At 37.2% G+C, this 20368-nt stretch carries 28 protein-coding genes and 1 pseudogene; 14 read left to right on the forward strand and 15 right to left on the reverse strand.

Going from position 1 to position 20368, the window contains the following annotated elements; genetic code table 11:
* Positions 1–27: 27 nt before the first annotated feature.
* The 5 genes from V7112_RS13740 to modB form a co-directional block, all read right to left on the reverse strand.
* On the reverse strand, positions 28–669 hold the full coding sequence (locus tag V7112_RS13740; protein WP_335420659.1) for a hypothetical protein: 642 nt from the start codon (positions 667–669) through the stop codon (positions 28–30).
* A 15-nt stretch (positions 670–684) separates the two neighbouring features.
* Positions 685–1293, reverse strand: a complete 609-nt coding sequence (locus V7112_RS13745; protein ID WP_335420662.1) for an SCO family protein — start codon at positions 1291–1293, stop codon at positions 685–687.
* Positions 1283–2770, reverse strand: coding sequence for a cbb3-type cytochrome c oxidase subunit I (locus tag V7112_RS13750; RefSeq protein WP_335420665.1), 1488 nt, complete (start codon positions 2768–2770; stop codon positions 1283–1285). Before V7112_RS13750 ends, V7112_RS13745 begins: the two co-directional genes overlap by 11 nt.
* 13 nt (positions 2771–2783) lie before the next feature.
* On the reverse strand, positions 2784–3308 hold the full coding sequence (locus tag V7112_RS13755; protein ID WP_335420668.1) for a cytochrome C oxidase subunit II: 525 nt from the start codon (positions 3306–3308) through the stop codon (positions 2784–2786).
* Between the two features lie 134 nt (positions 3309–3442).
* A complete protein-coding gene (modB, locus tag V7112_RS13760; protein WP_335420671.1) occupies positions 3443–4096 on the reverse strand; it encodes a molybdate ABC transporter permease subunit in 654 nt (217 codons plus the stop codon).
* Positions 4097–4427: 331 nt separating this feature from the next.
* On the opposite strand from modB, the gene V7112_RS13765 reads away from it, so the two are divergent.
* Complete coding sequence (locus V7112_RS13765) at positions 4428–5132, forward strand: Crp/Fnr family transcriptional regulator (RefSeq protein WP_335420675.1); 705 nt, start codon at positions 4428–4430, stop codon at positions 5130–5132.
* A gap of 171 nt (positions 5133–5303) precedes the next feature.
* Here V7112_RS13765 and V7112_RS13770 read toward each other — a convergent pair whose 3' ends face one another.
* The 4 genes from V7112_RS13770 to V7112_RS13785 all read right to left on the reverse strand — a co-directional run bounded on the left by V7112_RS13770 (position 5304) and on the right by V7112_RS13785 (position 8250).
* A complete protein-coding gene (locus V7112_RS13770) occupies positions 5304–6428 on the reverse strand; it encodes a TIGR04053 family radical SAM/SPASM domain-containing protein (protein ID WP_335420678.1) in 1125 nt (374 codons plus the stop codon).
* A gap of 397 nt (positions 6429–6825) precedes the next feature.
* Positions 6826–7119, reverse strand: a complete 294-nt coding sequence (locus V7112_RS13775; RefSeq protein WP_335420680.1) for a DUF5316 domain-containing protein — start codon at positions 7117–7119, stop codon at positions 6826–6828.
* Positions 7120–7262: 143 nt separating this feature from the next.
* Positions 7263–7868 carry a molybdenum cofactor guanylyltransferase gene (locus tag V7112_RS13780; protein ID WP_335420683.1) on the reverse strand — a complete coding sequence of 202 codons (606 nt, stop codon included), beginning with the start codon at positions 7866–7868 and terminating at the stop codon, positions 7263–7265.
* 151 nt (positions 7869–8019) lie between these two features.
* Complete coding sequence (locus V7112_RS13785) at positions 8020–8250, reverse strand: DUF2249 domain-containing protein (protein WP_335420686.1); 231 nt, start codon at positions 8248–8250, stop codon at positions 8020–8022.
* Between the two features lie 201 nt (positions 8251–8451).
* Between V7112_RS13785 and V7112_RS13790 the strand changes: the two genes are divergently transcribed.
* From V7112_RS13790 to V7112_RS13820, 7 genes and pseudogenes are all read left to right on the forward strand, one after another.
* The gene (locus tag V7112_RS13790; RefSeq protein ID WP_335420689.1) at positions 8452–8589 is read left to right on the forward strand and encodes a hypothetical protein; all 138 of its coding nucleotides are present in this window, start codon (positions 8452–8454) and stop codon (positions 8587–8589) included.
* Between the two features lie 226 nt (positions 8590–8815).
* Positions 8816–9505: pseudogene (locus V7112_RS13795) on the forward strand (Crp/Fnr family transcriptional regulator).
* 129 nt (positions 9506–9634) lie between these two features.
* Entirely contained in the window at positions 9635–9886 is a 252-nt protein-coding gene (locus tag V7112_RS13800; RefSeq protein ID WP_335420693.1) for a DUF2249 domain-containing protein, read from the forward strand.
* On the forward strand, positions 9883–10089 hold the full coding sequence (locus tag V7112_RS13805; RefSeq protein WP_335420696.1) for a DUF2249 domain-containing protein: 207 nt from the start codon (positions 9883–9885) through the stop codon (positions 10087–10089). The genes V7112_RS13800 and V7112_RS13805 overlap by 4 nt, the downstream gene beginning before the upstream one ends.
* A 14-nt stretch (positions 10090–10103) precedes the next feature.
* Positions 10104–11345 (forward strand): hypothetical protein, encoded by a 1242-nt coding sequence (locus V7112_RS13810; protein WP_335420699.1) that lies wholly within the window; start codon positions 10104–10106, stop codon positions 11343–11345.
* 14 nt (positions 11346–11359) lie between these two features.
* The gene (locus tag V7112_RS13815; RefSeq protein ID WP_335420702.1) at positions 11360–11659 is read left to right on the forward strand and encodes a metal-sulfur cluster assembly factor; all 300 of its coding nucleotides are present in this window, start codon (positions 11360–11362) and stop codon (positions 11657–11659) included.
* 78 nt (positions 11660–11737) lie between these two features.
* Positions 11738–12046, forward strand: coding sequence for a metal-sulfur cluster assembly factor (locus V7112_RS13820; RefSeq protein ID WP_335420704.1), 309 nt, complete (start codon positions 11738–11740; stop codon positions 12044–12046).
* A gap of 48 nt (positions 12047–12094) precedes the next feature.
* Here the strand turns inward: V7112_RS13820 and yjfP are convergent, their stop codons facing one another.
* Positions 12095–12862 (reverse strand): esterase, encoded by a 768-nt coding sequence (gene yjfP, locus V7112_RS13825; RefSeq protein ID WP_335420707.1) that lies wholly within the window; start codon positions 12860–12862, stop codon positions 12095–12097.
* Between the two features lie 141 nt (positions 12863–13003).
* On the opposite strand from yjfP, the gene V7112_RS13830 reads away from it, so the two are divergent.
* The 3 genes from V7112_RS13830 to V7112_RS13840 all read left to right on the forward strand — a co-directional run bounded on the left by V7112_RS13830 (position 13004) and on the right by V7112_RS13840 (position 14427).
* A complete protein-coding gene (locus V7112_RS13830) occupies positions 13004–13825 on the forward strand; it encodes a Cof-type HAD-IIB family hydrolase (RefSeq protein ID WP_335420709.1) in 822 nt (273 codons plus the stop codon).
* A 253-nt stretch (positions 13826–14078) separates the two neighbouring features.
* Positions 14079–14228, forward strand: a complete 150-nt coding sequence (locus V7112_RS13835; protein WP_335420712.1) for a competence protein — start codon at positions 14079–14081, stop codon at positions 14226–14228.
* 1 nt (position 14229) lies between these two features.
* Positions 14230–14427 carry a DUF3813 domain-containing protein gene (locus V7112_RS13840; RefSeq protein ID WP_335420714.1) on the forward strand — a complete coding sequence of 66 codons (198 nt, stop codon included), beginning with the start codon at positions 14230–14232 and terminating at the stop codon, positions 14425–14427.
* A 50-nt stretch (positions 14428–14477) separates the two neighbouring features.
* Here the strand turns inward: V7112_RS13840 and V7112_RS13845 are convergent, their stop codons facing one another.
* On the reverse strand, positions 14478–15353 hold the full coding sequence (locus V7112_RS13845) for a BsuPI-related putative proteinase inhibitor (protein WP_335420716.1): 876 nt from the start codon (positions 15351–15353) through the stop codon (positions 14478–14480).
* A 49-nt stretch (positions 15354–15402) separates the two neighbouring features.
* The gene (locus tag V7112_RS13850) at positions 15403–16245 is read right to left on the reverse strand and encodes a YitT family protein (protein ID WP_335420718.1); all 843 of its coding nucleotides are present in this window, start codon (positions 16243–16245) and stop codon (positions 15403–15405) included.
* Positions 16246–16518: 273 nt separating this feature from the next.
* Between V7112_RS13850 and V7112_RS13855 the strand changes: the two genes are divergently transcribed.
* Complete coding sequence (locus V7112_RS13855; protein WP_335420720.1) at positions 16519–17382, forward strand: DegV family protein; 864 nt, start codon at positions 16519–16521, stop codon at positions 17380–17382.
* Positions 17383–17447: 65 nt separating this feature from the next.
* The gene (locus V7112_RS13860; RefSeq protein WP_335420722.1) at positions 17448–17579 is read left to right on the forward strand and encodes a DUF3941 domain-containing protein; all 132 of its coding nucleotides are present in this window, start codon (positions 17448–17450) and stop codon (positions 17577–17579) included.
* Positions 17580–17621: 42 nt separating this feature from the next.
* Here V7112_RS13860 and V7112_RS13865 read toward each other — a convergent pair whose 3' ends face one another.
* On the reverse strand, positions 17622–18482 hold the full coding sequence (locus tag V7112_RS13865) for a CvfB family protein (RefSeq protein ID WP_335420725.1): 861 nt from the start codon (positions 18480–18482) through the stop codon (positions 17622–17624).
* A 152-nt stretch (positions 18483–18634) separates the two neighbouring features.
* Between V7112_RS13865 and V7112_RS13870 the strand changes: the two genes are divergently transcribed.
* Positions 18635–19126, forward strand: coding sequence for a YajQ family cyclic di-GMP-binding protein (locus V7112_RS13870; RefSeq protein ID WP_335420727.1), 492 nt, complete (start codon positions 18635–18637; stop codon positions 19124–19126).
* A gap of 38 nt (positions 19127–19164) precedes the next feature.
* Here the strand turns inward: V7112_RS13870 and V7112_RS13875 are convergent, their stop codons facing one another.
* Positions 19165–19605: a YtoQ family protein gene (locus V7112_RS13875; RefSeq protein ID WP_335420728.1), complete on the reverse strand. Its 441-nt coding sequence runs from the start codon at positions 19603–19605 to the stop codon at positions 19165–19167.
* Positions 19606–19653: 48 nt separating this feature from the next.
* Complete coding sequence (locus V7112_RS13880; protein WP_335420730.1) at positions 19654–20163, reverse strand: GNAT family N-acetyltransferase; 510 nt, start codon at positions 20161–20163, stop codon at positions 19654–19656.
* Between the last annotated feature and the right edge of the window lie 205 nt (positions 20164–20368).

Consider the following 20368-nt stretch of genomic DNA (forward strand, 5'->3'; position numbering starts at 1 on the left):
GAGCTAATGTTATGTCAGCTCGTTTTTTTATGTCAATCTTTCATCAAGATCCCCTGAATTTATATTCATTTTTATATATCGTTTGTTTTCTTTTTTCTTTATTGCGGAAAGTTTCGGCTTCCCAATAAAAACCTGTCCCAAGAATATAATACAAATAACCAATCCAATCATGAACATGGCTTTTCCTAGCTCTTGCTGTTCTGAAACAAGGTAGTTATTACAAAGTCGTGCTGGTGATGCCAAATAAAGCCAACTCATGACAAAGAGCATCGAAATTACATTTGCCCAAATAAAAGCTTTACTAATTGGCCCAAGCAGTTCCCAGCTATAATATAGTAATACTCCCGCAAGGAATGGTAAACTTGTATACTTTACAATTTCCATGAAGGGTTCATTTAATGCAGCATCGATCGCTCGTGGTAAACTCCAGTACGTTAAAATAAATAATGTGATTAATATCCCCGCGATCCCATTTTCATTGAAATACAGGAAAAAGGTTCGCCATTTCTTTGGAAACCCTTTAGCCAGAAAATAACCACTGCACACTAATATAGGAATTTGAACAAGCATGGTAGCAACCATACTTGCTTCTAACATTAACCTAACATACGGGACTGAAACAACTAGAAGTAAAAGTAGTCCAATCAATAAATAACGGTAACGGTACATATTTTCACCTCTAATCTAAAATAGAAAAGAATCTAGATATTCCACAACAGTTTGTGGTTGTTGGTAATCAAATATATTTGTTAATTTTCCTTCAGGGTTGACCACATAAAATGCAGAATTATGCTCATATCCCCCATATTCATTTGGTATAACAATTACTTCAAGAGTATCTAACACATCCTGTAATTCCTGCTCATCTTGAATGGTTGCCATTTTCCACCGATCCCCGTCTGCTCCAAAGTGATCTGAATATGACTTTAAAACTGTAGGAGTATCGTGGTCCGGATCAAAACTTATACTAACAAGGACGACTTTTTTTCCAAGCACGTCCTCAGGGATATTCTCATAGATTTCAGCAAAATTTCTTTCCAAAACTGGACATACATCGCCACAGGATGTATACATGAAGGTGAAAAGTGTATATTTTCCCTCTAGTTCTTGTAAATGAAAATTATTCGAATTAGAATCGATTAATGTAGCTGAAGGGAGCTTTGGCTGCTCCCTTTCTAAATCTAGAATTCTCGCCTTCTCTGCCGTAAAAGCCCGAAGTCCATCTGTACCTATCCATAGCAATGAAAGTCCCGCTACAAGTGCAAATAGAATTCCAATAATTTTACGCCACATGTTGATTAGGTCCTATTTTTTCCTGAAACTTATAATCAATTGATCTTGAAAAGCTCCAAAAACGATATACAAATGTCATCACAGCAAGGACGATAAAGATACCAAAGATTACTCCCATGCGGTCGTATGGTATCCACTCTGGGAAGTGCTCTGCCCATCTTCTTGGAGCACCAACTTTACCAGAGAATAGAAACGATCCACATAATCCGATGAAGAACATAATGTACACCCAAAAACTAATCGGATCAAGTGCTGATTCTTTCTCTTTTCCATTCACTTTAATCAGGTAATACATAAATCCAAATAACATCGCAGTCGCACCTAATCCCATGTACATATGGAAATGTCCTGGAACCCATTTGGTATTATGCATCACATGGTTAACGACGATTGTTGCATCAATAATCGCTGGTACGACCCCAATGACCCACCCAAACATAGATAGAAACATAAAGGACGAAGCAATGTCCCACTTAATACCTGAACGATATACAATCATAAGTGCTCCATAAGCCGTGATAACTAGTACAGGTAGTCCATTTGCATATGAAAGGACTTGACCTACAATGATCATCCACTTTGGTAATGCAAAGTCCATTAATAAGTGGTGAGTATAGATCGTAATCGTAAATAATGTTGAAAAGTTCCATGCAATTAAAAATGGGCGATTTGCTTTCCATGGACGATTTGTATAGGCTGCTAAAATCTCATAAACCGCAATAACACCCATGTAAATAATAGAGTTTGCAAAGATATGACCAAACGCATATGTTAGATTTTTTGCTAGCATTGGATCTATAGCAATGGTTGGAATAAACAGATTTATCAGGTTCATCATTAATACAGTTGCTCCCGCAATTAATGCGGTAGTATTCACAATCGAAACCATTGTACTAGCGACGACAGCTGCTGGAGGACCATAGCCTTTTTCCTTTCCAAATACAATTGACCAGCCTAACCCTCCGCCTAAGCTTCCATATTGTTTAATAATCGCTCTAGCAACATCTAAATTTAGCAATAAAAATCCGACTCCGAGTATAAGCATACCGCTTAAATAAAGCGCTGCTCCTGCTACAGCCCATCCACCAGCTGAGATAGTTGGCAGCGGATAAAGAAAAGTCCAAGCTCCCGCAAAGTCAAATACAAAGATACCCACCAACACCATTACAACCCCAATGATGAAGGTGATGAAATTGGTGATCAGAATCGTTTTGCTTAATTGAACATATTTGCTTAAGAAATACCACATGACGGCAGCTGCAGCTAACGCAGCGGCACCAATCATGCCAGTACCATGGACAGTCATAATCTCATAAAAGAATCCAGGGTCTACCTCAATCATTTTTCCTTGAGCCACAAGCATCAAGACCCCAAATACCATCATTGATAAAATGATGAGACTACCTGTTAATAGATACATAGTAATTGTTTTGTTTCGGAAGGTTTTTGTCCCTCCAACTGAAATATTAGTAGACATTTTTAACCCCTCCTTAATTTGTTACGATAATTTCACCAATCATGAGATGGTGAGCAAGTCCACAGTATTCCATACATAAAATTTGATATGTGCCAGGCTCTGAGAATGTATAGTAAACAGTGTTTGTATAATCTGGCATTGCCTGAGTTTGTGCTAATAAATTCATATCTTTGTCATAAATACCAAAGCCATGGTTAACATCTGAACTTGTGATATCGAATTCGATTGGTTCCCCAACTTTGAATTCAGTTTGGCTCATATTCCAGCCAAATTGAACAGCTTCTACATCAACAATGATTGGATTTTCTTCTTGTCCATATACTGGTCTTTCAAATGGAAGATCTTGAAGTGTAAAATACGTTGCTGTTCCAAATACAACGAGCAGAACAATGAAGTAAATGGTTCTAAAGCGGTACCATTTTTTCTGGATTGGTTCATAATCTGTTCGTTTATTCGTTTTTAATACGACGGTAATAAAAATAACTGTAATTAAGGTCATTAAAATAATGGAAAGATACCAAGCTGCGGTTTGGTACAAAAGGACCCCCTCCTAATTCTCTATTCAGCACGATTGTCACATATCGCCTAAACATAAATCTGTTAAGTTTGTCACATTTTTGGTGCAAAACGGAAAAAGACACATACTTGTCAAGAATGCGTCTTTTTTGTTTTTTATTTAATTAAGTAGGTTGACGCGAGCATTAGGAAGGAAATGAAGATAGTTGTAAGCACCCACAGCCAGGCTAGTTCCATATGCCCACTGTCGATAGCGACATAAATTGCGGTTGGCAATGTTTGTGTTTTGCCAGGTATATTTCCGGCAAACATAAGGGTTGCACCAAATTCACCAAGCGCTCGGGTAAAACTTAAGATAAACCCCGTCACGATTGCTTTGATTGATAATGGAATGGAAACGAAAAGAAAGATCCGAAATTCATCCGCCCCATCTGTCCTAGCAGCATCCTCAATATCTGGATTCACGGATTGAAAGCCTGTTTTTACAGATTGATACATAAGTGGAAATGCCACAACGGTTGAAGCAATCACCGCAGCCCACCAAGTGAACATAATGGGTTGGCCAGTTAATTTCTCAATAAATGTGCCAACAAAACTATTTCTTCCAAATATCACAATTAATAAAAAGCCTACCACCGATGGGGGGAGGACAAGTGGAAGCATTAATAATGTCTCAAGAATAAGTTTTCCTTTAAATTGCCTATGTGCCATCCATTTACCCGTGACTAAACCAAGCAACAAAACAATACAGCCCGCAGTAATAGCAATGGTTATTGATAGTTTAATAGGTGACCAAAATAGCTGTTCCATAATTTAGACCTCAATTGTTATAAATTGTTCATAATTGGAAAATCCTTATTTTACAAAGTCTCACGAAGTATTTTTACAAGAAGTGTGATTTATTATACACCTCGAGTATAACTAACATTATATGATTTTCTTAATAGTAAGTGTTCAAAAAGGAGGATGAAGAGGACCGAGAATTTCAAGGCGGTGCAGCTTTGAGTACCGGAGCGTATGCAGTTAATACGTGAGGAACGGAGAAGCAAGCCAACGCAGAAATTCGATGTGTCATATTCACCGCACTTTTTGAACTTCCTCTTAACCAAGTATAGCATTCCTGCTTAGGAAGGTGGTACCTATGAGTCAATTAACATTACAAAAATCATTAATTTCAAATGAATTAACAGAGCTTTTGAAATCAGCTAATCACGTCATCCAAATGAAGAAAGGAACCTATTTATTTCGGGAAGGTATGAAGGCATCGGAGCTCTATCTCATTCTATCTGGGCGTGTAAGGGTTAGCAAAGGAACGTCCGATGGCAGTGAATTGTCACTTCGGGTTTGCAGCCAAATGGAAATCGTTGGAGAGTTGACGTTATTCACCGATCAGCCGAAGTATTTATTTGATTGTCTAATTTTAGAAGATAGCAAAATTGCTGTGATTCAAAAGGACGAATTAGAGCGAAAACTTTTTGAAAACACAAATCTTGCATTTGAATTTATGAAATGGATGAGTGACCATTTCCGAAAAACACAAACGAAATTTAGAGATCTTGTTTTATTGGGTAAAAAAGGGGCTTTGTATTCAACCTTAGTTCGAATGACCAATAGTTTTGGTGTTCAAACCGATAATGGAATCTTAATAGATTTACACTTAACAAATCAGGAGCTTGCTAATTTTTGTGCAACTACAAGAGAAAGTGTAAACCGGATGCTGCATGAATTACGTGCATTAAAAGTAATTTCCGTAACAAGAGGCTATATTACGATTCACGACTTAGCATATATTAAAAAGGAAATACAATGTGAGGAATGCCCAGCAAAGTATTGTAGTATTGAGTGAAGAACACACATAACAAAGACCCATGGCGCGCCCATGGGTCTTTCAATTGTCTAGCTCCAGGCGCCATCGGCTCGAGGTCACAAGCCAATCGCTTCTGAAGGCAAGAAGCGCCTTCTGTCAGCGCTTGTCTTGCGCTTGTCACCGATAAGCGGGCGCCTTGCACTTTTCTAGTTATTGTAGAGTTTTTTCTTTTTTACGAAGGGCTTCTGGGATATATACACAGAATGGTTCACTCTCCATGTAATCTCCTGTCATCGCAAATGCACGAGAACGTGATCCACCACATACATGTCGGAATTCACACACTCCACATTTCCCTTTATATTTGTCGGGATTACGCAAATCTTTAAAGATTGGGGATTCACGGTAAATTTCTGCTAATGGAGTCTCACGAACATTCCCTGCTTTAACAGGTAGCAACCCACTTGGATACACATCACCAATATGAGAAATAAAGATAAACCCATTACCATCATTTACACCTTGAGGTGCCCTGCCTAGTCCATCAATTTGACCCGTCTTTCCCTTCATAAGTGCATCTTCGTAGCGAATTTGTTTTTCAGTATCCTTTGTTTCGCGTAGTTTTGATTGGATGACAACACGACGATAATGCTGTGCTGCTGTAGTTTTAATATCAAATTTAACACGTTTACTTAAATCGTATAACCAACGGAAAACCTTTTCATGTTCAACTGGAGAAATCATGTCTGTTTCCTTACCGCGTCCTGTAGGTACAAGGAAAAAGACGCTCCATAATACACAATCAAGGTCCTCAACCAATTTTGCCATTTCATCTAAGGCATGAATATTATATCTTGAAATAACCGTGTTGATTTGTACGGGAATTTCAAGCTCATGTAAATATTTGATGGCCCTCATCGTCAAATCAAATGAACCTTTTGTTCCCCGGAAATGGTCATGAATTTCTGCGGTTGGCCCATCTAAACTAAAAGCCCATCTAGCCAAGCCAACTTCTTTAGCCTTTTGAATCGCTTCCTTTGTAACATTTGGTGTTGCACTTGGTGTCATTGAAACACGCACACCTTTTTTTATGGCATAATCAGCTATATCATACACGTCGGGACGCATTAATGGGTCCCCTCCAGTAAACACGAGCATCGGATTATTCATCTCATATATTTGATCGATTAGCTTTTTCCCCTCTTCAAACGAAAGTTCTCGAGGGTCTCTCGTATATTGTGCTTCTGCACGGCAATGTAAACATTTTAATTGGCAAGCTCTTGTAAGCTCCCAAATTACAATAAATGGGTCTTTGTTATAGTCTCTTTCAAACATGAGGCAAACCTCCTTTGATAATGTCCACATTTTAACACTATAAATAAGTGAACTATGTGAGGTACATCACAGATTATGGAGGTGTTTGAAATTGTTCACAAATTAGGAACAGTGCAGGAGCCTTGAAGATGAACTTCTACTAACAACTGCCACGTCCTGTGACAAACATAGACGTCAGCACATCCCTGAAAAGGCAATGCATTTTCTTCGTGCGATGTTTATGCTTTCGAAGCTTTCCTTGTCCTGTGCAAGTCCGACAAAGCAAAATAAAAGCCTGCGAGAAGGATGTCTTTTATCATTCTTGACGGATTGGCTAGACCAGAAAGAGGCTAGGCTGCTTGCGCTAGACATTAAAACTATATGAAAAGTGAATGGAAGAAATATTTTTTGAAGTAGTTTAAATGTAATTGAGGGTTAACACTACAGCTACCAGTAGGTTGGGAGCCCCCAGGAGGAAAAATAAATAGGAATATCGGATTCTTTTTTTGCGGTCTTGGTTCGTTTCCGTGTAGTAATTCGCTCTTGCCCGATCTCCACTTATAAAGGAATCAGATACAATCCCTGCAAGCAAGAAACAAATAATCCCAATTGTCCCAGAAATAACTGAATATGTTTCAAATTGTCGAGTAGACAAACCAATGATTAATAGAATTCCAGAGGTTAATAAACCTAAAATCAGGCCTACTCTCAAACACGATCCCTCCTTTTCATTATTTCTAGTATTCTTATTTTATCGTACTTTTCAGAAAATTATGAGTGTATAGAGTGGATTTTTCAACAAAAGCCAATGATTGATATAAGGAACAAAGACTAAGAACGCCACATCATGTGGCCTCAAATTGGCTTTTGTTGTATTTTTTCATATTCGGATTTGTTATTAATGTTTTCAAATTCCAAGCCTTGTAGCTGAAGGTCTTGATTTGTTACGAATTTGACGTGACAAGAGTCTAACAATTGGCTCATTTTAAAGTGTTGCTCCTTAAGCAACTGTTCTATTTTCTTAGCAACTCTTGAATGGTAAACAGCGATTAAGGGCTGTTGTCTATCATTGATAACTGGAACGACAGCGTCAATCCTTTGGTCATTTGTAAATGTAATCAGCTGCGTAACAAGCTCATTTGTTACGAAAGGCGTGTCACAAGGTAGGACTATATACCAATCTGACACTTCTTTTTTCATCACAGTAAGCATGCCTGCAAGTGGTCCATTCCCTTTAAATTCAGGTAAATCCTGAATAATTTCCAATGATGTTTGGTTACGAAATTTCTCTTTTAATGCGGGATGGCTTACGAGTAGAAGCTTGTCTACATTTCCTTCCAATGCGTCGATTGCATATTGATAAAAGAATTTATCATGAAGTTTGGCAAACGCTTTTGGGCTTCCAAATCTTTTTGATTCTCCGCCAGCCAAAAGTATACCTACGATTTTTGATTTATTCATTATGAAACTTCCAACTTCCTTTTGCTTTTTCTTCATAGTAGCACGATTGGAACTGTCTTCCAAACGAAACTTATGCATCCATAAAAAAGGTGCAGGCAAAGCCGTAATTTGACTTTGCCCACACCTTAAGAAATCCGAATCTGTGTATGATTTATTTTTTTCCAATTGCAACGCGCCAAAGGTCTGGACCTTGTTCAAGGTATTCCCAAGTGAATTCTTCACCGCGTTCCATCATGAATTGGTATTGAAGAGGTCGTGGATCATGGTCATTTGTTAGCTCCATGATTTCACCTGGTTGTAAACTATCAAACGTTCTAAAAATTGTTGGGTGTTTATCCCTCGGTGCGTAATCTGGTGCATTTACCTTTGCTGCAAATACCATATTAACATTCCTCCTTTTATTTTATGGCTCCATTGTATCGAGTCTTTTAAATAATTGTAGTGAAACTTATCACTGTGTACGTATGTTTTTTATCATATATCTAGAAAAACATGCGATAATTAGAATAAAATTTATGAGCCCACGTAAGCATCTTGTCATTCCTCATGATTGTGGAGTTAAAAGAAAAAACGGGGTGAAAAGATGAAAGAATTAGTAGGTACATGTAAGGAATGTGAAAAAGAAATTTATTGTTTAGATGGTTTTATTAATGGTGTTGTTTTAGATGATAAAAAAGGCATACTTTGCTTTGATTGTGCTGAAGAAAAGCAAGCTGACTAACTTTATTCAACCCCTGGCTTTTCGAGCAAACTCGAATCGGGCGCAAATACGCCAAGGCGCATTTGATACTAGGAGAAAATCTCCTAGCTTTTTTTGTGTCTATTTTTTGAACATTAATTTTGTTTCTCACTGTCTATGATGTAAATCACAGTTAAAAAAAAGTGGATTGCTACACTTAAGATGGAAAAACAACAGATATTGTTAATTTAAATAAGGAGTGAGAAAGATGGGGTTACCAACCATTCGTGAACAATTGAAAGGAGTTCCCTTGTTTCGGGAATTAACCCAAGAAGAACTCGATCCCATTGTTGAAATTTCACAGTCACGATTATATAAACAAAAAATGTATATCTTTATGCAAGACGATCCACTTGATCGTGTTTTTTTCATTCAATCTGGAAAAGTAAAAATATATAAATCTGATATGCACGGGAAGGAACAGATTGTTTCTGTACTCGAGGCTGGTGAAATGTTTCCGCATGCTGGATTTTTTAGAAAAGGGGGCTATCCTGCACATGCCTAAGTAATCGAGGATTCGAATATTATTTTCACTCCCATTGATCGATTTGAAGAGATTTTACTGAAAAACCCTGAGCTTTGCATCAAAATTTTTAAGGTTTTAGGTGAAAAAATCATCGACCTTCAAAAGCGACTGGAGGAACAAATTCTTTTAAATACGCAAGAACAAATTATTATGCTTTTACTTCGTTTATGTAGAAGCAATGGAGAAAAACTTGGCAATCGCTTTAAGCTAACAACTCAATTCACAAATCGTGAGCTTGCCAACATGATTGGTACAACACGTGAGTCGGTAAGCCGCACGATTTCCGTATTAAAAAAGAAACAAATTGTAGATCTTACTCCTGATGGTTATTACCTACTGGATCATATGAAGCTCCATGATGAGATTTTCTAGGCCCACAGGAAGTGGCGTTCTAGTCTTTGATCTTACTTATTTTTTAGGATTTGTGATTCACATCACATCGTTTCTCATTGAAAATGATTATCATTAGGTTATAACCGTTATATAAGGGGGAAATCAAAAATGAGTCAATTAGAAGCAAAAGTTGTGGAAGTAGATGTCAGGGAAGATCTTAAAAATAAAATTGAGCCTTTTCAAAAGATTATGGAGGCGGTTAAGCCTTTACAGGATGGAGATACCTTTATTTTACACGCACCGTTTAAACCAACTCCTTTATTTCCAATTTTGAAAGCAAAAGGTTTTTCAAATGAAGCGGAGCAAATTGATAAAAAACATTGGAAGGTTACCTTTACTAAAGGAGTGACCAATAAATGAAAATAGATAATCGAGGTCTTGAGCCTCCTACCCCAATGATGAGGACATTGAAAGCTCTCGAAAAATTAAACAAAGGCGACACATTAACTATAATCAATGATCGGCGACCAATGTTCTTGTATGAACAGCTAGATGAACTAGGCTACAAACATATAACCGAACCACATCCTGATGGCGGCTTTCAAATCGAGATTACGAAATAAGGAGCTGCTTGCTAATGATGCCTCAATTATCAAATGAAACAGATATAAGGCTACCACTCTCCTTTATTATTTTTAGTGTTATTGCCTTAGTCGCATCCCAAGTAATCCTGTTATTCAATGGACACATGGTGATTGATGGAAATTTTCGGACCTTTCCCCTCCTATCGTCTGCCCATTTACTGATACTTGGATGGGCCTTAATGGTTGCGATGGGAGCCATGTACCAGCTTGTGCCGGTAGCCTTTTTAACTCCGATTTGGAGTGAAAAATTTGGATTTTTGCAATTTTGGGTAACAGCAATAGGTTTTGGTGGTTTTGGAATCACGCTTTCCTTCTCACCTACTTTGTCAATTTTCTCAGGTTCTCTTGCTGTTATTGGGATTTTGCTGTTTCTCGTTCAAATGTTTATGACGATGAAAAAGCAAGCGAAGAAGAATATTCTAACCCTATTTGTTGGAAGTGCTCTCATTTGCTTACTACTTACAATCACGCTTGGAATTCTGTTGATCGTCAATCTAGGAGCTGGGATAGCGAATTTAAATCACCTTGCTGTTTTGAAAAGTCATATTTTACTTGGAGTTGCAGGATGGTTTACATTCTTAATTTTCGGTTTTTCCTATAAAATGGTCCCAATGTTTTCGTTAGCACATGGCTTTTCAATGAAGCTAGCAAGATGGGTCTATATTGTGTATGGAGTTGGCCTTATTGTAACCATTTGCAGCTTCATAACCGAGCAAATCCTATTCTTACAGGCAGCTATGAGCTTACTGTTCGCCGGTTTCGCTCTTTTTTCATATCATATTTCAACGATCATCAAGGTGAGATTAAAGAAAAAGCTTGATAAACCATTTATATTCTCATTAATTGCGATTGGTTTTGGGTTAGTGATTCACTTTTTTGGAATGGTTCTTTCATTCCTGCCAAGGCATTACGAAATTTATGGTGTCCTCATTTTTCTTTATATTTTATTGTGGATCGCTGGCAGCATTCTTGGCTATTTATATAAAATTATTCCTTTTCTTTGGTGGACACATAGATACAGCAAGCTTATTGGAAAAAGTGATGTCCCGACATTAAAGCAAATGATTGATGCAAAAATAGCAATTCCTATTTTTGCAGGCTTTGTTGCGGGTTGCTTAATCGTTGTTTTATCTATAGCGACTGGACAATTGCTCATCTTTTCAATTGGCCAAAGCTTAGTTGTCGCTTCAACTGTGTTTTTTAGCTATAGCATTATGAAGGTATTATTTAAGTAAAGGGGAGAAAAATGATGGAGTTAAAAGAGAAAATCCTTGATCAATTAAAACAAGTGATTGACCCTGAATTAAATATTAATGTTGTCGATTTAGGACTCATATATGAAATTGATATAAAAGAGAATAATAATGTGTATATTGAAATGACGTTAACAACACCTGGTTGCCCACTTCATGATAGTATTACAAGCGGTGTGAAGCACGCGGTTGCTTATCTTGAAGAGGTTAATGATGTCGAGGTCTTAATGGTTTGGCATCCTGCTTGGTCGCCTGACCGAATGTCAGAAGCTGCAATGAAACAACTGCGTGGTTAGTAAGTCTCCTTATTTCACTTTCTTGGTTGGTTTCGTTATAATTTAAAATAAGCTATTTCTCGAAAGGAGAGTTATCAAATGGATGAAGCTTTAAAAGAAAATATGATGGGTGCACTTGAACAGGTTGTTGACCCTGAGCTAGGGATTGATATTGTCAACTTAGGACTTGTTTATGATGTGGATATGAATGATGCAGGTGTTGCTCAAGTTTCAATGACATTAACATCTATGGGCTGCCCACTTGCTGGAACAATTGCAATGGATGTGAAACGCGTTCTAACAGAATTACCTGAAGTTAAGGACGTAGATGTTAACATCGTTTGGAATCCACCTTGGAACAAAGATATGATGAGCCGTTACGCAAAAATAGCATTAGGTATAAGATAAGGCGAATATGAAAGAACGTGTCGATTAAACTCCGACACGTTCTTCTTTTTATAGATACTTTTTAAACCATTCGACTGATGCAAGCAGACCTTCTCTTGTTACTTTATGATCCGCACGAGTGTCTGCAATAAAGGATAGATTCTCCTTTTTCCCATTATAGAGTGGTTTCACTTCTTGATAAAATTCATATGTGTATTTAAATGGTACCATCTTATCTTTTTCACCATGCCAGAAAAACAATGGTCTACCGTTTAATTTTTCCGGTTGTATGCTTAAATCATATTTCCTTAATTCTGCATATTTCTCTTCCAATTCAGCTTCTGAAAAAGGAAGTTCAATGTCATGTTGCTGCAATTCCTCAATTTGTCCACGGCAGAATTCCTCATAATATGGACTACCCATTAGGCTCACAGCAGTTTTTATCCACGGGTATTGAGTTAATGCCCCAAGCGTCACAATTCCTCCCATTGAAGTTCCCGCTACACCAATTCTTGACTCATCTACTAATCCATTTCCGACTAGTTCATCCTTGATACTTTGAAGTTCTTTTATTTCATTGATAACAATATCCCAAAATTTAAAATTCATTTCAAGCTCTTCAAGACTCTTGTCTCTTTCACCATGAAAGTCCGCTTCAGGTAAAACAACCCGAAATCCTTCCTCTGCATAAAGATATGCGTAGTGTAAATTATGCTCTTTCGCACTACCAAATCCGTGAACGAATAAGATTAAGGGAGCTTTTTCATCTTTTAACTGATCTTTTACAATATGTAATGCCGGGATGTCTACAAATTTCTTTTTTTCAACAATAACCATTCTTTTTTGTGCTCCTTTGAAAAACTTTAGATAATCTCTAGTGTAACATTAATTGGTAGATTACTTAAAAAGTTTGGCTTTTCAATTGACGATTTTTTTATTATCTGTTTAAGTAAAAGAAAGAGAGCAGAGGAGATTGATATGACTAAACAACATTTAATTGCACTTGATTTAGATGGTACTTTACTTAAAGACGATAAAACCATATCAAAAAGAACAAAAAAGACAATCGAAAAGGCAAAAAGGGCCGGCCATAAGGTCATGATTGCAACAGGAAGACCTTACCGTTCTAGCTCAATGTACTATCAAGAGCTCGGTCTTACAACGCCAATTGTTAATTTCAATGGAGCTTTTGTCCATCACCCTCTTGATCAAAGTTGGGGTGTCTATCACGACACACTTGATTTAAAAACAGCAAAAGAAATTGTTGAGGTTGCCGACAACTTCCGTGTAAAAAATATTTTAGCAGAAGTGATTGATGACGTGTATTTTCATTATCACGATGAAACGATGTTAGATATTTTCGGCATGGGGAAACCGAATATTGAAACAGGTGATTTACGAAAAATTTTAAAACATAACCCAACTTCACTTCTGATTCATCCCGATGAAGAAATTGCTGATTCAATTCGAAAATATCTTTCTGAAATGCATGCTGAAGTAGTCGATCACCGAAAATGGGCTGCACCTTGGCATGTCATTGAAATTGTTAAATCAGGATTAAATAAAGCGGTTGGCATACAAAAGGTTGCCGATTATTTTCAAATCCCAAAAGACAGAATTATTGCCTTTGGTGATGAAGATAATGATTTAGAAATGATTGAATATGCTGGACATGGGATTGCGATGGGCAATGGGATTGATGAGTTAAAAAATATTGCAAACCATGTGACCATGACAAATGAAGAGGACGGTATCGCCCTTTATTTAGAGGATGTACTAAAATTAAATAATAATGAATGATGAACCGGACTGCAATCCGGTTCTTTTTTTGAGGGTTGTACTTGAATTATTCACATTTTTTGAGTAATTGTGACCTAACTTTTGTTAATTGTTACTTAGTTCTTTGTTTTTGTGCCCTAACTTCGATTAATTGTTCCCTATCATAAAATAGTCAGAAATAATTACCTTTTATATTCCTCTCCCAAACTTCAAACAATAAGACTGGTGCTATAGAATGCACTTCTTTTAAAGCTGTTAAAGGGGGAATTTACGGATGGGTAGTAATAAATCAAAACGATTTGTTCAACAAGGTGCAGATGCAGTTCAACAACATGCTCAGCGCTTTCCTTACCGTTCAACTCTAGCTGAAGCAGAAGCACAGAAAAAGCAGAATGTCGAAAATCCATCACTTGGAGGAATATAAAATGGGAAACCCTTTATTCCAGAAGGCTCGTGAAACGGTTGAGGTTGCGAAATTAGCAAGCGCGGGTCAAAGTGATACATCCTTACAGGATGCGATTTCGGTAGCAAAAAATGCACTTTCTTCTGCTTATGCTAACTCTACAACAGCCGAAAAAGAACAACTCCGCGAATTACAAACTGAATTAGACCAACTCCAATAAGGGCTAATTCAAAAAAATGGGGTCAGACGTTACTGTCTGACCCTTCCCCATTATTGGAACTGTTGAAGTTTTGCGTGATATAGGTTGATGATTGAACCATCCTTTGCACTTCTTTCATATAAGTGAAGAATTAACGCTCCATTTGTAGGGAGTTTATCCTTTGGAATCGAAGTTTTGATTTCAAATGGTGCCCATGCTGGTGCACCTTCAGATGCCATTTGAACAGTTTCAGGAATCACATAGTCATGTCCATCCTCCACTGCATAAAAGAATGTTGCTTCAAATACTCGGACTTCCCCAGTCACTGTATATTCTCCATTTTCACCAAGTACTTGAACATTGCGAAATGCAGTATTTTCTTCCTGAGGAATTGTAAAACTTTCTGCCGCCTGTAACGCATTGGTTTCGATTTTTAGTCCATTTACTTCTGATGCTGTAAGGAAAATATTTGCTTTATATTCTCCAGGAGCAAGCCTTTTTCCATCGTTAGTTGTATAATCCCATGGTTCTTCCCAAACTTTTTCCTCACCTGGTTTTAGCTCCATCTCTTCAATAGATTGGATAAACATTTTATCGATAGAATAGCGGTAAACTTCCTTTCCATCTGTATCTGTCACAACAATTTCATATTTTTGACCACCTGGAATCGTCACTTTTACCGAATTGTCGCTCGTGTTTTTTAGTGAAATAGTAAAGGTTGCTTCGTTTTCTCCAGTTTGAATGGATAGGTTTGTTTGAAGTTTTTCAACCACGTTCACATCACCTCCAGGTTCTTCGCTCTCTTGTTCTGGTGGTGTTTCTGATTCTACTTTCTCACCGCCTCCTGTATTCACTGGAAGAGCATCTTCAGTTGTAGTAGTGCCACATCCTGACAAGATAAATAAACTCATTACAAATACTAATGCTACTAGAAGCCATTTTCTCATGTTTGTCACCCCTTTATCTAATTTGTCGAAGGTTCCTTAAAAAAAGTTACTACTCTTTACGAAATAATCCATAAACGCCAACTGTTTGGACAATATTTGTAAAGGCATGTGGATCAACTTCCTTTATAATTCGCTCCAAGTCATATAATTCATATCTTGTTAAAACAATCATCAGCATATCCTTTGGTTCGCTCGAAAACGCTCCTTTTGCTGGAATCACCGTTATTCCTCTTACTAACCTAGAGTGAATCGCCTTTTTCAACTCGTCTGATTTCTTTGTCACAATCATCGCTGAAACCTTTACATGACTTGTATGGACCGAATCAATTACCTTTGTCAAAACATATAGAGCAACAAGTGTATATAAGGCTTTTTCCCATCCAAATAAAAAACCTGCCGTAAGAATAATAAGTCCATTTAATGTAAAAATATAGGTTCCAATTGGTTTATCCTTTGACCTTGATAATACGAGTGCGATAATATCCAGTCCACCTGTTGAGGCACCCCACTTCAACGTTAAGCCGATTCCAATTGCTTGAATAACGGCACCAAATACAGCATTCAGTAAAATATCATCCGAAATTCGTTCAAGAGGTATTAACGTTAAAAATAAAGAGGTTAAAGCAACAGATACAAAGCTATAAAGCGTAAAGGCTTTCCCTACCTTTTTCCACCCTAAAATCGCAACAGGTATGTTTAATAATAGTAAAATTACACCTGTTGAAATATGTAAAGGCGTGTAATCACCTAGAATTCTAAATAAAAGCTGTGAAACACCTGTAAATCCTGATGAATAAACATCTGCTGGAATTAAAAATAGATTTAAGGCAGCCGCATTTAACAATGCACCAAGCGCCACAATTACTACTTTTTTCACTTCTCTATAAGCCATTCAATAGTCCTCCTGGAACAACATTCTTCAAATTAGTGTTCATACAAAATTTTCCCACATTTGTTGTAATTTTATCCAATACTCGCTACACTTACAGTAGGCATGTTTGTTAGTTTTATTCATCAAGGCCCTGCTGAATAAAACTAAAGCCTCCGGCGGATGCCACGATTTTTCAAAGGAAACTTTTCGAGCTTGCTCGAAAAAAATCGGGCGCAAATACGCCAAGGCGCATTTGATTTACAAACCTGACCATGAAAAAAGAAGGTGAGACTTTTGACCGTTAGAATTCTTACTGATAGCGGTAGTGACCTACCACTTCAATTTTTTGAAGAAAACAATGTAACCTTATTCTCCTTAGGAGTTCATCTAGATGGGCAAGATTATGAGGATATTGCGACGATTGAGCCTAAAAAAGTATTTGAAGCGATGCGAAGCGGGAGTGCGCCAAAAACATCTCAAGTTCCCCCACACCGTTTTAAAGAGGTTTTTACTGAGATAGCAAAAGAAAAGCAATCAGCTGTGTACATTGCCTTTTCATCTCAATTATCAGGAACCTACCAAACAGCAGTCATGATGAGTGAAGAAGTAAAAGAAGAATACCCAGACCTTGATTTAACGATTATTGACACAAAATGTGCATCACTTGGACAAGGTCTTGTTGTGAAAGCAGCTGCTGAATCAGCTGCAAAAGGTGCTTCAAAAGAAGATGTCGTAAATCTTGCAAACTTTTATAGCACTCATATGGAACATCTTTTTACCGTAGATGATCTTGAATATTTGGCTCGCGGGGGACGAATTAGTAAAGCTTCTGCTTTTGTCGGAGGACTATTAAACATTAAGCCCCTTTTAAATGTAGAAGATGGAAAGCTAATCCCTCTTGAAAAAATTCGTGGAAAAAAGAAAGTGTTTAAACGAATTGTTGAGCTTATGGAAGAGCGTGGAACAGATTTATCAAAACAAACAATTGGTATTAGCCACGGCGATGTGGAAAATGAAGCAAATGAATTAAAGAAGTTATTTGAAGAAAAATTAGGGTGCAAATCATTTTATACTAATGTGATTGGCGCAGCAATTGGTTCACATGCGGGGCCAGGAACGATTGCGATTTTCTTTTTAAACGAACTGCCGAACAGCTAAGTTTACATAGTTTGAAAAACGACTGGATATCCTAAATTCGAATGGATTGAAGGGAGTGTTCAAGTATGCCAAGAACAAGTGATAATGATAAAAAAGCGCAGGATAATAATGCATTACGCCAGGAAAAAAATATGATGAGAGAAAAAAATCGTCAGGCAGGGAAACATCAATATTCAAAGAAAACAGATCATTTATAAAACGAAACGCATCGGTTGATTAGACCGATGCGTTTCGTTTTATTACTCTTTTTTGAAATAGGTCCAGCCGTCCTCTTGGTATACTTTTCCTTCTTTCATCAACTTACCAAGTGCCCGTTTAAAGGCTGCTTTACTCATATCAAATCTAGCTGAAATATCGTCTGGAGAGCTTTTATCCCAATAAGGCATTGCTCCTCCACGATTTTCTATATACTGGTAAATTTTAGAAGCGTCGTCCCCCATAATTTCATGGCCTCGACCAAGGAGGGATACATTTACGGAACCATCTTCCTTCACGTCAATAATCCGACCTTGAACCTTTTCTCCAACCCTTGGCTCTCTTGTTCGTTGACTCTCGTGAATAAAGCCTAGAAACCCTTCTTCGGAAATCATAAAGGAGCCGACCATTAATAGTCGATAAATGGTTCCTGTTATATTTTTATTAAAATCTTTTCTTGTTGCTGGTTTTGAGATTGAACGGATGACATCTTCAGTTGCAAGTTTTCCAAAGAGTCTGCGGTTTTTGTCTGTTCGTAGAGTTACATACAATTTGTCACCTGGCTCGGGCCAGAGGTCCCAAACTTCATGCAAATCGTCCTTTGAGACAAGAATATCTTTATTTATCCCAATATCTACAAAAGCCCCTAGCTCATGTTTGATTTCGACTACTTCTGCCCAATCATAGGAACCGACCTGAACAGTCGGTATCTTCATAGAAGCAGCTAGTCTCCCTTGGTGGTCTTGAAAAAGAAAAACAGTTACGTCTTCATCAGGGTCAAAACCATCTATAATTTCATTTGTATGTAGCAAAACATCTTCTTCGCCGTTTGTTAAAAAGTAGCCAAACGGGGCATCTCTATCTACACGTAATGTGACAACCGTACCTGGTTCTAAAACATTCATTTATTAAAGCCCTCTTTCTTATTTCTTTCTTTATCATTACATAGTATAGACGTTTAGGACCACAATTTACTAGTATAGTTTTGGAAAAAGTTGTCCAAATTGCTAACATTGTCTATAATTTAAGGCAAATATACTTTTTTTGGAGGTTGACAATGGCAAAAGAAAGCTCATTCGATATTGTCTCAAAGGTGGATTTGCCTGAAGTAACAAATGCAATTAGCATTGCTAAAAAAGAAATTCAAAACCGATATGATTTCAAAGGTAGTAAAAGTGACGTTACACTTGATAAGGAAGAACTTGTTTTAATATCTGATGATGAGTACAAGCTTGAGCAATTAAAGGATGTTCTCATTAGTAAAATGATTAAGCGTGGAGTTGCAACACGTAATATTGATTACGGGAAAATTGAAAATGCTTCTGGTGGTACGGTTCGTCAACGTGCGAAACTCATCCAAGGCATTGATAAGGAAAATGCGAAGAAAATTAATACGATTATTAAAAATAGCGGTCTTAAGGTTAAGAGCCAGGTTCAGGATGACCAAGTTCGTGTGACAGGTAAAAGCAGAGATGAACTACAACAAATTATCAATGCCATTCGTGAAGCAGATTTACCGATTGATGTACAATTTATTAATTATCGCTAAAAAAGAATGCAGCGGTCGATGATCCCCGCTGCATTTTTCTATTCAAAAATATAGTTTAGCACTTCTAATGCTTGGTCAACCGTTTCAACAGTTACATTTGCTTTATTTGATAATTCCTTTAGCGGATGAATAAGTGAGGTTGGTCTTACAATAATCGTAGGCTTATTCATCGTAATCGCTGCACTCGCATCCATTGCCGTATTCCATTGCTTGTATTTCTCACCGAATAATGCGATCACAACATCAGACTTTTGCATTAATACCTGTGTTCTGAAATTATTGATGTCTGATGCCGCATCATCTTTATAAGAATTACCAGGTTGTTCACCTAAAATTTGTTCTCCAATATTATCGGACTTATCATGGTTAGTTTGCGGACCAACAAATGTTAACGGAAGATTTTTTGATTTTGCCTTGTCTTTAATCTCCTCCCGCCAATTGTCATGAATTTGTCCAGCTAGATATACTGTTAGTTCCATGTTTTCTCCTCCAATTGCCTTTTCTATTATCGTATCATAGAACGATACTTATTTTACAAATTTATACATAATGATTTCATCTTCATAATGTGTATCGCTGAATTTAACAAACTTGACTTTTCGGCCTTCCTCTTGGAAACCAAACTTTTTATATAGGTGGATTGCCCTTTTATTATGGGAGAATACTTCTAGACATACTTTTTCGAGATTAGGCTCTTTCTGTGCCCACTCGAGAAGATATTCCATTAGTTTGCTTCCAATTCCCTGATTACAGTAAGCTTCTTGAATACTTATCCCAAAATACCCTAAGTGAGACAGTCGCTTTCTTTTAGAGGTTTTAAAGTTTAAATTTCCAACAATTTTTCCGGCAATTTCGGCAACTATGATTAAATTCCCCGGATTAAAATGATCCTCAATCCATTTTTCCTCTTCCTCAACAGTGGTTGTAAATTCCTCTGGTGAAGTAAGCAAGTATGTAGACTCATTTAGAACGATTTTGGTGTGCTCGATTAGCTGTAAAGCATCCTCTTTTCTTGTAGTTCTTATCCTTATTTTCATATTTGCCTCCTACTTTATTTTATTGTCTATTATCTATTTCTTTATATTGAGTAGATTTCCTTTTTATTGATGCCTTTTGAATGATTTCTATGATTCACAAATGTGATTAGTGCTTATAGAAGGTGACAATATCGAGGAAGCATATAAATCTTTGATATGATTGGACTTTTGGTGGATTCTGGAAAAAGTAACCACATAAACATCT

The organism is Bacillus sp. JJ1566 (assembly GCF_036962685.1).
GTDB lineage: Bacteria > Bacillota > Bacilli > Bacillales > Bacillaceae_L > Ferdinandcohnia.

Bases quoted from the DNA above. Each gene is read 5' to 3' on its own strand.
- V7112_RS13740 (WP_335420659.1), bottom strand. From the start codon at position 669: ATGTACCGTTACCGTTATTTATTGATTGGACTACTTTTACTTCTAGTT.
- V7112_RS13830 (WP_335420709.1), top strand. From the start codon at position 13,004: ATGACTAAACAACATTTAATTGCACTTGATTTAGATGGTACTTTACTT.
- V7112_RS13770 (WP_335420678.1), bottom strand. From the start codon at position 6,428: ATGTTTGAAAGAGACTATAACAAAGACCCATTTATTGTAATTTGGGAG.
- V7112_RS13820 (WP_335420704.1), top strand. From the start codon at position 11,738: ATGGATGAAGCTTTAAAAGAAAATATGATGGGTGCACTTGAACAGGTT.
- V7112_RS13745 (WP_335420662.1), bottom strand. From the start codon at position 1,293: ATGTGGCGTAAAATTATTGGAATTCTATTTGCACTTGTAGCGGGACTT.
- V7112_RS13810 (WP_335420699.1), top strand. From the start codon at position 10,104: ATGATGCCTCAATTATCAAATGAAACAGATATAAGGCTACCACTCTCC.
- V7112_RS13800 (WP_335420693.1), top strand. From the start codon at position 9,635: ATGAGTCAATTAGAAGCAAAAGTTGTGGAAGTAGATGTCAGGGAAGAT.
- V7112_RS13785 (WP_335420686.1), bottom strand. From the start codon at position 8,250: ATGGTATTTGCAGCAAAGGTAAATGCACCAGATTACGCACCGAGGGAT.
- modB (WP_335420671.1), bottom strand. From the start codon at position 4,096: ATGGAACAGCTATTTTGGTCACCTATTAAACTATCAATAACCATTGCT.
- V7112_RS13860 (WP_335420722.1), top strand. From the start codon at position 17,448: ATGCCAAGAACAAGTGATAATGATAAAAAAGCGCAGGATAATAATGCA.
- V7112_RS13780 (WP_335420683.1), bottom strand. From the start codon at position 7,868: ATGAATAAATCAAAAATCGTAGGTATACTTTTGGCTGGCGGAGAATCA.
- V7112_RS13835 (WP_335420712.1), top strand. From the start codon at position 14,079: ATGGGTAGTAATAAATCAAAACGATTTGTTCAACAAGGTGCAGATGCA.
- V7112_RS13840 (WP_335420714.1), top strand. From the start codon at position 14,230: ATGGGAAACCCTTTATTCCAGAAGGCTCGTGAAACGGTTGAGGTTGCG.
- V7112_RS13815 (WP_335420702.1), top strand. From the start codon at position 11,360: ATGGAGTTAAAAGAGAAAATCCTTGATCAATTAAAACAAGTGATTGAC.
- V7112_RS13875 (WP_335420728.1), bottom strand. From the start codon at position 19,605: ATGGAACTAACAGTATATCTAGCTGGACAAATTCATGACAATTGGCGG.
- V7112_RS13865 (WP_335420725.1), bottom strand. From the start codon at position 18,482: ATGAATGTTTTAGAACCAGGTACGGTTGTCACATTACGTGTAGATAGA.
- V7112_RS13765 (WP_335420675.1), top strand. From the start codon at position 4,428: ATGAGTCAATTAACATTACAAAAATCATTAATTTCAAATGAATTAACA.
- V7112_RS13790 (WP_335420689.1), top strand. From the start codon at position 8,452: ATGAAAGAATTAGTAGGTACATGTAAGGAATGTGAAAAAGAAATTTAT.
- yjfP (WP_335420707.1), bottom strand. From the start codon at position 12,862: ATGGTTATTGTTGAAAAAAAGAAATTTGTAGACATCCCGGCATTACAT.
- V7112_RS13750 (WP_335420665.1), bottom strand. From the start codon at position 2,770: ATGTCTACTAATATTTCAGTTGGAGGGACAAAAACCTTCCGAAACAAA.
- V7112_RS13850 (WP_335420718.1), bottom strand. From the start codon at position 16,245: ATGGCTTATAGAGAAGTGAAAAAAGTAGTAATTGTGGCGCTTGGTGCA.
- V7112_RS13805 (WP_335420696.1), top strand. From the start codon at position 9,883: ATGAAAATAGATAATCGAGGTCTTGAGCCTCCTACCCCAATGATGAGG.
- V7112_RS13845 (WP_335420716.1), bottom strand. From the start codon at position 15,353: ATGAGAAAATGGCTTCTAGTAGCATTAGTATTTGTAATGAGTTTATTT.
- V7112_RS13870 (WP_335420727.1), top strand. From the start codon at position 18,635: ATGGCAAAAGAAAGCTCATTCGATATTGTCTCAAAGGTGGATTTGCCT.
- V7112_RS13880 (WP_335420730.1), bottom strand. From the start codon at position 20,163: ATGAAAATAAGGATAAGAACTACAAGAAAAGAGGATGCTTTACAGCTA.